The 13,576-nt window shown below is 49.6% G+C and carries 10 protein-coding genes; all 10 read right to left on the reverse strand.

From position 1 onward, the window contains the following. Positions 1 to 640 precede the first annotated feature (640 nt). Complete coding sequence (locus ACFORK_RS24665) at positions 641 to 1,702, reverse strand: hypothetical protein (RefSeq protein WP_379204103.1); 1,062 nt, start codon at positions 1,700 to 1,702, stop codon at positions 641 to 643. A 293-nt stretch (positions 1,703 to 1,995) separates the two neighbouring features. Next, positions 1,996 to 3,288: a homocysteine synthase gene (locus ACFORK_RS24670; RefSeq protein ID WP_379204105.1), complete on the reverse strand. Its 1,293-nt coding sequence runs from the start codon at positions 3,286 to 3,288 to the stop codon at positions 1,996 to 1,998. A gap of 425 nt (positions 3,289 to 3,713) precedes the next feature. Then, positions 3,714 to 4,556 carry a prohibitin family protein gene (locus ACFORK_RS24675; protein WP_379204107.1) on the reverse strand — a complete coding sequence of 281 codons (843 nt, stop codon included), beginning with the start codon at positions 4,554 to 4,556 and terminating at the stop codon, positions 3,714 to 3,716. Positions 4,557 to 4,736: 180 nt separating this feature from the next. Next, complete coding sequence (locus tag ACFORK_RS24680; protein WP_379204259.1) at positions 4,737 to 6,191, reverse strand: SulP family inorganic anion transporter; 1,455 nt, start codon at positions 6,189 to 6,191, stop codon at positions 4,737 to 4,739. Positions 6,192 to 6,400: 209 nt separating this feature from the next. Continuing rightward, positions 6,401 to 7,480: a bifunctional 3-deoxy-7-phosphoheptulonate synthase/chorismate mutase gene (locus ACFORK_RS24685; RefSeq protein WP_379204109.1), complete on the reverse strand. Its 1,080-nt coding sequence runs from the start codon at positions 7,478 to 7,480 to the stop codon at positions 6,401 to 6,403. Positions 7,481 to 7,550: 70 nt separating this feature from the next. After that, positions 7,551 to 7,736: a hypothetical protein gene (locus ACFORK_RS24690; protein ID WP_379204111.1), complete on the reverse strand. Its 186-nt coding sequence runs from the start codon at positions 7,734 to 7,736 to the stop codon at positions 7,551 to 7,553. A 204-nt stretch (positions 7,737 to 7,940) separates the two neighbouring features. Continuing rightward, positions 7,941 to 8,825, reverse strand: a complete 885-nt coding sequence (locus ACFORK_RS24695) for a class I SAM-dependent methyltransferase (RefSeq protein WP_379204113.1) — start codon at positions 8,823 to 8,825, stop codon at positions 7,941 to 7,943. 133 nt (positions 8,826 to 8,958) lie between these two features. Beyond that, positions 8,959 to 9,444, reverse strand: coding sequence for an RrF2 family transcriptional regulator (locus ACFORK_RS24700; RefSeq protein ID WP_379204115.1), 486 nt, complete (start codon positions 9,442 to 9,444; stop codon positions 8,959 to 8,961). Positions 9,445 to 9,697: 253 nt separating this feature from the next. After that, a complete protein-coding gene (locus ACFORK_RS24705) occupies positions 9,698 to 12,004 on the reverse strand; it encodes a PAS domain S-box protein (protein ID WP_379204117.1) in 2,307 nt (768 codons plus the stop codon). 178 nt (positions 12,005 to 12,182) lie between these two features. Next, a complete protein-coding gene (locus ACFORK_RS24710; RefSeq protein WP_379204119.1) occupies positions 12,183 to 13,505 on the reverse strand; it encodes an outer membrane protein assembly factor BamB family protein in 1,323 nt (440 codons plus the stop codon). Between the last annotated feature and the right edge of the window lie 71 nt (positions 13,506 to 13,576).

Genomic DNA, 13,576 nt, shown 5'->3' on the forward strand with positions numbered 1-13,576 from the left:
TTCCTTAATGCAACTTAAGGTCATGATACTCCTTTCCGCAAAATATGTAAAGCGGTAGATGCCTCGAACAAAAGAAATTAATAAAAAATGAAGATGAGCGAACGGGGAAGTTAGGAACTGTAGGCGCAAAGCGCTCACCTGAACGCTTTGCATAGGAGAGCCAGCACCGAAACATAGACTGTCGATAGCAAGACCTGTTATCCATGGCTGTTCAAATCCAACGATTTCAATAGGAGCGGTAAATTCCCCCTCACTAGTCGTCTTAACGATTGAAAAGAGTAATTACCTTCTCAACTAACGGCATTTTTGCACCTTATTTTTCTTTAATATAGGCTAAAAAGTAAAATAAGGGCATTATTGCATCTTATTTTTCGAAAAGCACGCTGGAGTGGGTATTTTGGAAGATTTAAGGTACAATATTGCACTTAATCTCCACTAACCCTTAGCTGCAGAGGATTTAAGGTACAAAAATGCCGTTAATTACACGTCGATGCTTCTTCTTATGTAGACTCTCTTATTTCTTGGCTATGTTTGTTTTTTTAATGCGTTCTATTATAGATGCGCCTATTTTTATATAAGCGTTATGTACTGTTGAACGCAAAAAAGCAGGTCCATGGTGCCCGGACCTGCTCTTGCTCTACTACAGCCCGCCCCCGGCGGCTGTATCCATGTTCTCCTGCCGCGCGATCCACGTCAGGCAGGCCGCTCGCAGCAGCGCCTCGGTCCGCTGACCGGCGCTGCAAAAGATCCCGCTGAGGCCGATCTCATACAGATCGGCCAAGGCCGGCGCCGCCGCAGCTCCGGCGGCGAACACCACAGCCGCCGGCCGCACGCGGCGCACGGCGGCCAGGACCTGGCCCGCCGCGGCGACGAAGTCTTGCGCGGCGTTCTCCCCCGGCGCGGCTTCTGCCGCCGCGCCGTCCAGCACAAGGAAATCGGCGATACGCGCGATTTCCCCGGCGGCGGCACGCTCGGCATCGGGCGCGATCAGCGCCCCGATGCGGCAAGCCGCCGCAAAAGCGTGGCCGAGTGTCTGATCGGCCACTTCTTCGATGAATTCGCGCTGTGCCGCGAATTCGGCCGCGCTGACGGGTGACAGCGCCAGCAGATCCAGGCGGCATTCGCCGCCTAGGCGCTGCCGCTCCGCCACCGCAGCGAACAGCGCTTCCAGCTGCGCATCCTGCAGCGCAGCCAGCCGGGACCGCCGTCCCGCAAGCTCCGGCGGGGATAGCAGGGTGACGGCGGCCCAGTCGCCGTCCGGGGACTCCAGCAGCTCGGCGGCTTCAGCCCGCAGCCGATAGTAAATGCGCTGGAGCGCACGTTCTGCTGGCTGGCCGTCCTCACTGGTCAGCCAGCTGTCATATAAGCTGGCCAGCTCTGGAGCCAGCAGCCATTCCTCGCTGCGGATCAGGCAGGGCCCGCCAGGCGTAGTCCGGACCTCCGGACGCGGGTCCGGGCGCTCGTTTCGACCGTCTCGCAGCACCAGAAAGGAGGGCTGCAGGCCGGTACGCTTGAAATACGTGCGGTTCAGCGGCAGCGCTGCTTCCCTACGTACGCTGGCTACTTCAGGTTCTGTAGTTGATGGAATTACGGGACCCTTTTGAGACAGGTCTACTTCATGCACCTGCTCATCTGCGCTATTCATTAACGGGCGCTCCTCATTCTTTTGGCTTTGATCCTGCTGCTGACGTTCACCCTTCATTTCCGCACCCACCTTTTCAGCTTTTGGTTCCTACCGGTACCTCATGAGACAACTTCCTTATTACCGGCAGTTTCATGCTTCACTTATAAATACTGGGATGGAGCTGGAAATATGCAAGCGTTGCCAAATCCAGCCGGAACGGACAAAACCAAAAAAAACATCCCGACTACGAAGAATCCCCCTTCTTCGAGAAGAGCTGGCAGTCTATTACCCCAGGGAACCGGGGTGAGGACTGCCAGCTGCTTGGAAAAAGGCTGATAACCAAGTAGCACAGGATGCTTGGTGGAAGAGGATTACTGCTGACTCGCAGCGATAGCCTGTTCCAGATCATATAGAATATCGTCAATGGATTCGGTACCAATCGACAGACGAAGCAGTTCAGGCGTTACCCCTGCCGAAGCTTGCTCCTCATCTGACAACTGCTGGTGAGTCGTGCTGGCAGGGTGAATAATCAGCGACTTGGAATCGCCGACATTCGCCAAGTGTGAGAACAGCTTCACGTTCTCGATCACTTTGCGTCCAGCATCGCTGCCGCCCTTGATACCAAACGTAAGAATGGCACCTTGGCCCTTCGGCAGATACTTCTGTGCCAGCTCGTAGGATGGATGGCTTGGCAGACCGGAGTAGCTAACCCATTCTACCGCATCATGGGCTTCCAGATACTGCGCCACCTTCAGAGCATTTTGGCTATGGCGTTCAAGACGCAGATGCAGTGTCTCCAGACCTTGCAAAAGCAACCAGGAGTTGAAAGGCGAGATCGATGCTCCCAAATCACGCAGCAATTGAACGCGTGCTTTGATAATATAAGCGATCGGACCTACAGCTTCCGTATAGACTACACCATGGTAGCTTGGATCTGGCTCGGTCAGGCCCGGGAATCTGCCGCTGGCCTTCCAGTCGAACTTGCCGCCATCTACAATGACGCCACCAATAGATGTACCGTGACCACCAATAAATTTGGTCGCAGAATGCACCACGATATCCGCACCATGTTCAATCGGACGCAACAGATACGGGCTCGGGAAGGTGTTGTCCACAATCAGTGGAAGACCGTGCTCATGGGCAATCGCTGCAACCGCTTCGATATCCAGGACGTTCCCCTGTGGATTACCAATAGTCTCTGCAAAGATGGCTTTGGTCTTCTCGTTAATCGCACTACGGAAGTTCTCCGGGTTATCGGAATCCACAAAATTAACCTTAATACCCAGCTTCGGAAGCGTGGTTGAGAACAAATTATATGTACCACCGTAAAGACTGGCAGAAGAAACGATTTCATCTCCCGCGCCAGCAATATTCAAGATAGAGAAGGAAATAGCCGCCGAGCCAGAAGCCGTTGCCAGCGCGCCTGCTCCGCCTTCAAGCGCCGCAATCCGCTGCTCAAATACGTCAGTAGTCGGGTTCATGATACGGGTATAGATGTTGCCAAACTCCTTCAGCGCGAACAGGTTAGCAGCATGCTCCGCATCGCGAAAGCCGTAAGAGGTTGTCTGGTAGAGCGGTACGGCACGGGACAAAGTAGTGGGATCGATCTCTTGGCCGGCATGAACGGCCAACGTTTCAAAGGACTGCTTGCGTTCTTCTGACATAGGTATTTCCTCCTTATAATTTAAAAAATAATGATTTCAAATAATTGGTTGGACTTATTTTCTCACAAACCTTGTTATTTGAAAAGAAAAAATTCTCATTATTCCGGTATGGATTATTGATTTTTCGCAAAAAAACACCCTTCTTCCTTCCAAGGGTTAAGAAAGCGCAAACAAATATAGGTTTTCACCACTTAAAGAGAACTCTATCACGAACCGATTATGGAAGTCCTGCTGACAGGGCATCTGACACCCCATGCTTCAGGCAGCTGTTAAAGAGGTTGAATACATGTTACAACAGGCCGCAGTGCTTGTCCAACCTTTATGTTAGAAGCAGCTCCCGCGAATAACAGAAAAGGCTGCCCCGCGCCTTCCTCAGGCAAGCAGGACAACCTTCCTTTTTACTCTCGATAATTTTATCTGCGCCCTTACGGCTGCTGCTGTGTGAGAGATTGAACATCCACGAACGGGGTAGCCCCTCCTGTCACGGTAGGCAGGACACCATTCCATTTATCGAGCGCCTTCTCCTGTACCTCAATCTGCTTCAGCTGCACCAGTTCAGGAGTAACCTCCTGCTTCTTGAGCCGCAGCGATTCTGCTTCGGCCTGTGCCTGAGCTACTTTCTGCTTTGCCTCAATCTCGATCCGCCGCAGATCATTCTCGGCCTTGAGCGCCTGCTGCTGGGCGACCTGCTTAGCTTCTATTGACTGATTGAAAGCGTCGGAGAATTTAAAGTTAACAATGTTAATATCATTAACGATCAGATCGTATTTAGCCAAACGGGTCTTGAGCTGGTCGCTAACCTCCCCGGACACCACATCACGGCGTGTGATCAGATCCTCGGCAGGATATTTGGCAGTGACTTCCTTGACAATCTCCTGAATGGCCGGACTGATGATGACCGTATCATAATTACCCCCTATATTGTTCATCAGGTGAAAGACAGAAGCTTTGTTCACCGAATAGTTGACCGCCACATGAGTTGATACCGGCTGCAGATCTTTGGAAGACGCAGAGGTATCGGTCTCGGATTTGGTGACTTGTGTATTGACCTGAATGACAGTCTGGATAAACGGAATTTTAAAATGAATACCCGGCGCCAAGGTATTATCATTTAGCTTGCCGAAGGTTTTGTACAAACCGACATGACCATATTCCACCGAAGCGTATGCATTAGTTCCAAGCACAGCTACAACCAGTACAGCGACAATACCACCAATTAGTTTGCCCGGGTGGAACTGCTTTGTCTTTGGGTTCAACTCCACATTCATTTAATCTCCTCCTGCTTATCATGAGCAGCCGGTAGCCCAGCTGCTGGCTTAACCCTCTATACGGTGGTTGTAACCGATCAGTTTCAATAAATTGGATCTCAACAAAAACAGCCCTTTCCTCCAAGGAAAGAGCTGTTTCATTCAGGTCTGAAAATATCAACACCTGGTTGTTCATATAGTCTAATGACCGCCGGATAAGGATAAGCCAACCCGCTTAAGCAGGCGTGAGCTTTCTTCATTCAGTCCTGTGATGATAACCTTCTTGTCATGCTGAGCATATTTGCCGATGATCTTCGCAATTGCACTCACTGCCGACTGGTCCCAAACATGCGAATGCGAGAAGTCGATGGTGATCTCCGTCGGGTCGGCTTCATATTGAAAGTGTTGAACGAAATGGCTTGTTGTGCCAAAGAATAATTGACCAGATACCGTATAGGTTCTGAAAGAAGAGGCTTCCTGAACGGTAACACGGATCGAGGCGATTTTCCAGGCAAACGACAAGGCACTAAGCAATACGCCGAACAGCACACCAATGGATAAATTGTCCGTTGCTACTACTGTAACCACGGTTACGATCATCACCAGCGCATCGCTCACAGGAACGCGGGCCAATGTCTTGAGCGCACCCCACTCAAAGGTGCTGATTGAGACCATAAACATTACACCTACAAGTGCGGCCATTGGAATCTGCTTGACGACATCCCCGAGAACGAGGATCAGGAACAACAAGAAGATACCTGATACGAATGTGGACAGACGGGTGCGCCCACCGGATTTCATATTAACCATAGATTGGCCGATCATTGCACAGCCTGCCATGCCGCCGAAAAATCCGGTCACAACATTCGCCAGACCCTGACCTTTCGCTTCCCGGTTCTTGTCACTCTCAGTGCTGGTAATATCATCAATCAGCGTCGCCGTCATCAGTGATTCCAGCAAGCCGACAACCGCCAGCGAAAGGGAGTAAGGCAAGATAATCAGCAAGGTATCCAGTGTAAAAGGCGCCTGGGGAATATGAAATACTGGCAGTGCCGCCGTAATATTGCCCATATCCCCTACGGTTTTCACATCCAAATGCAGTGAAATGCTGAGAATCGAAACTGCGATTATTGCAAATAGAGCTGACGGAATGACTTTGGTGAACTTCGGTACCACATAGATAATAACCAATGTCAGAGCCACCAGGCCGTACATGATCCAGCCTTGTCCTTTGAAATGTGTGAGTTGGGCCATAAAGACCAGGATCGCCAAAGCATTTACAAATCCGGTCATTACCGGTTGTGGCACAAAAGTAATGAACCGGCCCAGCTTAAGGGTACCCATCAAGATCTGGATTAGGCCTGCCAACACGGTGGCAGCGAACAGATACTCGATCCCGTGCTGAGCAACCAAAGTGCCGACCAGAATTGCCATTGCTCCCGTAGCCGCCGAGATCATACCGGGTCTTCCTCCCGCAAATGCTGTAATGATTGCAATGCAAACTGAAGCGTACAGTCCCACCATCGGACTGACTCCCGCCAGAATGGAGAAAGCGATCGCTTCCGGAATGAGCGCAACGGCTACCGTCATTCCGGAAAGAATATCGCTGCGGGTGTTGGAGAACCACCCATTATTCAATGTAAGCTGCTTCAAGATTCTGTGATCCTCCTATGTTGTTAAGGGTATTAAGGGCTTTTCTTGTAAAGCCCAAGTCCGGTGCAACGCTGATGCCAATTATTGTACCCGACTACCCGTCACCTTCACAAAAAGACATTGCCACCTTGTAAGCGCTTATAGCTCTCCATTGCTCTCGTATTCTGCAAATTTATCTTAAATCCAGTATATTTAATGGCGTTACATATAAATTATTGTTTGTATAAGCCCGAAGCCTTCACTTGATCGAAGAACGTGTTGAATTCATCAATATTCAACTGCTGCTGCGCATCAGACAATGCTGTGGCCGGATCAGGGTGCACCTCAACCATAATGCCGTCGGCACCGGCAGCAAGTGCAGCTTTGGCACAAGGCACCAGAATGTCCTTGCGTCCTGTGGAGTGGGTGACATCCACCAGCACCGGCAAATGACTCTCCTGCTTCAAGATCGGTACAGCTGAAATATCTAGTGTGTTGCGGGTCCACTTTTCGTATGTGCGGATGCCGCGTTCAATTAGCATAACCTGAGTGTTGCCGCGCGACATGATGTATTCTGCTGCGTGCAGGAATTCTTCCATCGTGGCCGCGAGTCCACGCTTCAGCAATACTGGCTTGTTCAGTTCTCCCGCTGCTTTTAGCAGCTCGAAGTTCTGCATGTTGCGGGCACCAATCTGAATAATATCCACATAGTCCAGGGCTGGCTCCAGATGGGCCGGGTCCACAATCTCGCTGATCGTCAGCAAGCCGTATTCGTTCGCCGCTTCACGCAGAATCCGCAAGCCATCCATGCCAAGACCCTGGAAATCATACGGAGAGGTCCGAGGCTTGAACGCTCCGCCGCGCATGACGCGAATTCCGGCTTTTTGTAAGGCTGCCGCTACGGTACGGGTCTGAAGCTCGCTTTCTACCGAACAAGGTCCGGCCACCATCAGGGAAGACAGGCCGCCCACGGTTACATCACCAGGAAGCGTAATGACTGTGTCCTCTTGCTGGCTTTTCCGACTAACCAGAAGAGTCTTCTTGTGTTCTGCCGATTGCAGGTCAAGGGAGGCTGAGAATATTTGCTTGAACAAGCTACGGATCGTACTGTCGGTAAACGGTCCCTTATTGCTCGCTACCAGCTTCTCTAACATTTGCTTCTCCCGCTCAGGATCGAACTTCGGCACGCCCTGCTTTTCCTTTAAGGTACCGATCTCCTGAACAATCTTTGCCCGCTCGGAAATCAGCTCCAGCAACTGACCATTAATTCCATCCAGACGCTCTCTCAGCTCATCCAATTCAACATTACTCATACCTTCCACTCCTCTTCTTGAAACGCAAAAAGGCCCCCGTCGCAAGGGACGAGGAGCCGTGGTACCACCCTTATTTAGAATGACCTCCGGTAATCGGCATTTCCAAAGAAACCTGGCGGTTGCTTCTGCCGCGAAAGAACATTCTGTCTTTCACCCGGTAACGCGGGGTGCGGGCCACCCTACCCATGCTTTTGCCGATTGGCAAAGGCACTTCAGGGGCCGACTCGGAAGTGAACTTCGGCGCTGGTCGTCTCATGAGGGTGCTCTCAGTCTCCGGCACGCCTTCCCTGTTAAGATCCGCTTCTTGCGCTTACTCTCTTCGTCATTGTCCTTGCCTGTATATCAGCATATTATACGCTGGTTTCTGCTATCTTAATCAAAAATCAAGCCAGTTGCAAGAGGTTCATTTAACGCTTTGTCGCTTCACTCAATCAAGAATACGTAACACACCTTGTCAGACTCAATCCTCTCGCGAATACATGTTTTGATCCTGTAGTCGAATCAGTACTTTACCAAAGCGTCCCCCCTCCTGAATGACTACTTTGCCGGTCGGATAGGCTTGCTCCAAATAGTCAGCAATGATATTCCGATTCCGTTCATCTACAGGCAGACGGTGATTGCGAAGCCAAGTCAGTGCTTCCTGCAACGCCGCTTCTCTCGTGACTTCAGTTGTTTTCGTTTCCCGCGTGATCAGCGATTCGTATGCATAACCTTTAAGATACAGCAGGTGCAGCAAGTATCCCATTTCCATATGTTTCGTATGGAAGGGCTGACCGGTGACAAGCGGCCAGATTTCCTTCACCAGGCTATGCTCTGGAGGACTTGCTGGCATACTGATATAACAGAACTTCCGAGCGCATTGAAGTACCTTTTCCACGCTATCCCAATTGTGAATGACCGGGCACATCGAGACAAAGACAAGATCGAAGGCCTCGTTCCAGCCTTTGGCCTGCACGTCGATATCTTCAAAAGGTTCGGGTACAATCCTCACCCCGTCTTCGGCGAACTTCGAGATGTTTTCTTTCAACAATTCAACCTGTGGAGGAGAGGTTTCTACGGCGGTTACATGGGCTCCGCGCTCCGCAAACGGCACCGTGAATACTCCCGATGCAGCGCCAATATCCAGAACAGAGGTATTTTCGAATGTAACGCCTTGCCCTTCAAGCCAGTTCATGATCCGTTGGGTTCGTTTTCTGCCTTCTTCGCTAAACGATTGTTCGTTGAAAGTCTTGGCTTTATGGTCAAAAGATCTGGTAGGATCGATTCCCGCCTTCTGTATCTTCTTTAAGACAGAATCGTCTTTCCATGCTTTTTCCCAGTTAGCTGCATCAAAAAAATTATTCATAGTTGTTCCTCACTCTTTCTATATGGTTTATGGATTTCTTAAACAGACAGCTACTCTCAACCTGCCGCCTGTTCATGTTTCAGATACTTCTTCATGGATCTATAATATCCATAATTAGAGTGCAAGAAGTGCATCACTTCTTGTTCACATCATGACTGCAACGCTTGGACGCCTCATCCAATACCGACTGAATCGTATGTTCCCGCAAGTATTGGTGAAGTTGTTGTTCCGCGCCGTTCATAACTTTTTCAACCAAACATTCATTTTTCTCCGAATGCTTCTGATCCCTCTGCACAGCTCCTTCATCCGCTAACAACTGATGCTGCTGCGAACTAGAATTCGAACATTCGAAAAGCTGCTGTCTTCCTTCAATCACCTGAATCACATCAAGAAACGTAATCTGATCCGCTGACCGGGCAAGCTCGTAACCGCCGTTCACCCCTGGCACAGCACGTACGATTCCATCCTGTCTCAGCTTGGACATGATTTTGGATAAGTAACTTTCAGAAACACCAAGTGCTCCCGATAGCTCCTTGATTCCGACGTTGTTGCAACGCTCCGAGTGTCCCAGATGAATTAAGGCGTGCAGGGCATAATCTGTACTTTTGGAAAACTGCAAGCTTCTCTCCTCCCTTCTCACAATCATCATTATTATAGACCTTTATTATCCATAATAAACGATTTCACTCTAAATGACAATGACCTGCTTGATCCGAACTTCGTTTCCAGTGGAGGGAGAAGATCGTCAGAGCTGTGTGTTCCCACTATTTCAGTTTATCTTTCTCCTAACGGTACGCCTAATACCGTAGCAAAAAGGACAGAATAAGCCTTTTTTCCGGCCCATCCTATCCTTCCCAGTTCTGCGCTCGCTTTTAAAAAAACTTGCGGATCACTCCCGTTAAGGTCTCGCTAGTGATCGGCTTGCTAATATATTCATCCATCCCTGCTGTAAGACACAGCTCCCGATCACCCTTCAGTGCATTCGCCGTTACCGCAACAATAATCGGATGCTGCTCCGGCGGGAGCGTCTCCTTGATGGACTTCGCAGCCTCCAGACCGTTCATGCGCGGCATCTGTATATCCATAAAGACCAGATCGAAAGATCCGCTGGTTATTCGCTGCATAACGACGGTTCCGTCAGCTGCCAGCTCCACGAAGTGCCCGCGTTTCTCCAGCATTTTTTTCAGAACAATCTGGTTAATCTCATTATCTTCGGCGACTAGAATCCGCAAGGGACGATCCTCGGCTCCAGTCATAGAGTGTGCGTCGTTCTGCCCTACTTCGGCTAGTGTGGCATCCTCGTCATCCAGAAAAACCGCGGTGAACACGAACGTGGTCCCTGACTCCGCTCTCCTGTGCAAGGTAATTTGTCCGCCCATAAGCTCCACCAGCTTCTTCGTGATGGCTAGTCCAAGCCCCGTCCCCTCATGCCGCCGATTCATAAAATGATCCAATTGGTAAAAGGGCTCAAACAAACGGTCCTGCAGTTCTTCCGGAACACCAATCCCGGTATCGGAGACGGAGAATTCCAGCTGGGTTCTGCCTTCTTTCCGCTCTGCGACCCTTACCTCCAGCACGATGCTGCCAGTATAGGTGAACTTGACCGCATTGCCCACCAAATTGAGCAATACTTGCTTAAGTCGCTCCCCATCTCCCCGCAGATGTGTGGGCACCTCAGCATTCACCTGAGTCTCGATGTGCAGTCCTTTATTCTCCGCTTTATGACATAGCACACTCATTACAGACGCAATGCAGAGCCGCAAATCGAAACGATCCTCGTGCAGCTCCGTCTTGCCGGCCTCAATTTTGGAAAAATCCAGAATATCGTTAATAATCGACAACAATGTATCTCCGCTCTGGCGGATAATCTCTAGGTATTCGTGCTGTACCGATTGCGGCTCGCTCATCTCCAGCAGCAGATCGGTCATCCCGATCACTCCGTTCATCGGTGTGCGGATCTCATGACTCATCATCGCCAGGAAGTCGCTCTTGGCGCGGTTCGTTTGCTCGGCCGTCTCTTTGGCAATCATGAGCTTCTTCTGCTCAGTAATATCTTTGACGATAATATAGAACCCTACCCGGTTTCCATTAATGACAATAGGTGCAATACTGGTCAGCACCTCAACCATATGACCATCCCTGTGTCTGATTCGGTCAATGTTCCGTTCTCCCCAGTGCTTCCCGGAAGTATGCTCCAGAATGTCATTCAGGTGCTCTGCTCCCACAATGTTCGATACGTTCATTCCAGCCAGCTCAGGGATCGTATATCCCGTCAATTCACAGGCCTTGTCGTTCCCATTGATGATATCGCCTTCCAGCCCCAGGGAAATCACCGCATCATGGTTATATTTCTTGAGGGATGTGTAGCGCTCCACGGATTCCTGCAGCTTCCGCTCTACTGTTTTGCGTTCTGTAATGTCGCGGCCTACCGCAACAATGCCACGAACGCCTTCCTCCTCCAGTACACGTAGCGTATACTCAATCCACAAATAATGCCCCTCCGCATGCCGGGTACGCAGTTGAACACTGCTATAAGCCAACGCGCCCGGCATCTGGAGCGCCATGAGATCATCTGGATGAATATAACTGCTGACATTTTGCCCTACCAGTTGTTCCGGCTCATAACCCAGCACTTCGTGAACAGAAGGCGAGCAGTACCGACAGAGGCTGTCCGGTGTCGCCACGTATACGACATCCCGGACTTTATCCGTAATCAGCCGGAACAAATCAGGGCTATCACATAGAAGATTCTCTTTGTATCCGGATTCTGATAGTCCCATTAGCAGCACCGTATAAAATAGAAGCTTCCCCGTCGACGGTTCATTGATCCGCGTGATCCGAATGCTTAAAGCAACAGGACTCATATCCTGATGCAACAGCTTCACCGTACACTCAAAAAAAGGGACCTCGCCCGCTGCCAGCGCTCCCATTCGTTTAAGATAAAGCTCCTTGTAGTCTTCGTGTAAAAACTCGCTCAATGGCCGTCCCAGTAGTTGCTCTTCTGAATAACCCAGCAATCCAGTTACACCAGAATTCACACTTGTCCAAGTTTCTTCCGGGGAGAGAAAAGCTTCACCTGCTCCTTCCCCGCCTTGCACGTTTTTTAACCGGGAATCTTCTTTATCCGACTGATGCCCCGTCATGTGTCCCACCGCCGTTTCGTGGAGTAAGGCTAGCATTAAGCAAGCTATTTAGTAGTTTAAATCTTTACTATAAATATCTGGTATAACTGCATGAAAGTCAATGTGAATAGAGGCGTTTATCGGCCCATAATAAACGTTAGTGATTACGATCCAAAGCATATAAAGAGAGGGACATCGGTTCCATCCGATCCCCCTCTCTTTTTTACATATTCTTTTAATTCATTCGCAGTGCCGTCGGTTCTTTAAACGCGACAAGATTACGCTCACCCTGTACGATAATAATCCCATTCTCAAGTATCGTTGGCCCGAACGATCGGCTTGTGAGGTTAATGTTTAATACAGGGGCAGCTGTAATCAGGTTGATCGCCGTCAGACTTCCGTCACTCTGTGCCACATACATGCCATGACCTAAAAGGTCAAAACGGGCAATAGAGTTGTTCAGCCCACTGTATGTAACGAGGGATTTATTAGCTGTTTTGACCCCATAGATCGCTGTTCCATTGCTGAATAATACCCTTCCATCGTATGGCCCTGCTGCATAATCCATATTCTCAGCTATAGAATAGTACTCCTTAGTAGCCTTGGCAGGATCTACATTCAACGGATAACTATATACGCTACGGTTCCCGTGAATATAAATCCGATCCCCGCCGATCCATGCTTTTCCTCCACTATTCAAACTCTCCTTGACTGCAGCTGTATCCAGATTGGTCGGGTTATATTCCACCGTCTTGATTACTTTCCCCGTCTTTGCATCAAGTGTATCCAGTGTGGTCACGGGCAAATGATCCAGCAAGGTGGGCTCTCTTTGTGAAAGAAGCGTGCCTGCTTGTGATGCTATCGGCAGATCATGGCGACTACTATCCCAAAGTTGTTTCCCGCTGTATCGGTCAAACGCATGCAAGACATTGTATGAATAGGCACCAGATACCTCATTTTGAGCCAAAATAAGGTCATCCTCCACCTTGATCTGATCGAATAGCTTTTCACTGAGCTGATCACGCCACTGGAATTGGCCATTTTTCAGATTGTAAGCGCCAATATCACCATTGCTCACAAACAACTGATCCTTATTAACAACCAGTAGTTTGGCATCCTTGCTATTCACCGACGAAGTCCACTTGTTTTTGCCACTTGCAGCATTAACAGCATAGAGAGTTCCCGCTTCCGATGAAATGTACACTATGCCATCCTGATAGAGCAGCGGCGCTGTTAACTTAGAGCCATATTTCCACATGATTGTACCGGACTGCACATTAATAGCAAGGAGTTGCCCCTTCTGAATTGCATAGACCTTCCCATCTCCAACAGTAATAACCCCATCGCCCATCCTGTAGTATGGCGGCGGAGTATCCATGGTGTTGCTCCATAGAACATCAGGCGAGGGTAAATTGGAATAATAGCTACCTAAATTTGAACCAATGTAAGAAGTAGGTGAGTCCGCTGCAACAGACTGGACGGGACCTGCAACAAGCAGTATTCCCAATGTGGCTACAGTCGCATGAATATAGGATTTCATTCTTTTTCTTAGTGCCATACCTACTTAACGCCTCCTCTAATGAGCGATTAATTCCTCCTCGTTTTGCTATAATTTAGAATATAACGAAA

The sequence above is a fragment of the Paenibacillus sp. GCM10012306 genome (assembly GCF_042649265.1).
Lineage (GTDB): Bacteria > Bacillota > Bacilli > Paenibacillales > Paenibacillaceae > Paenibacillus_AQ.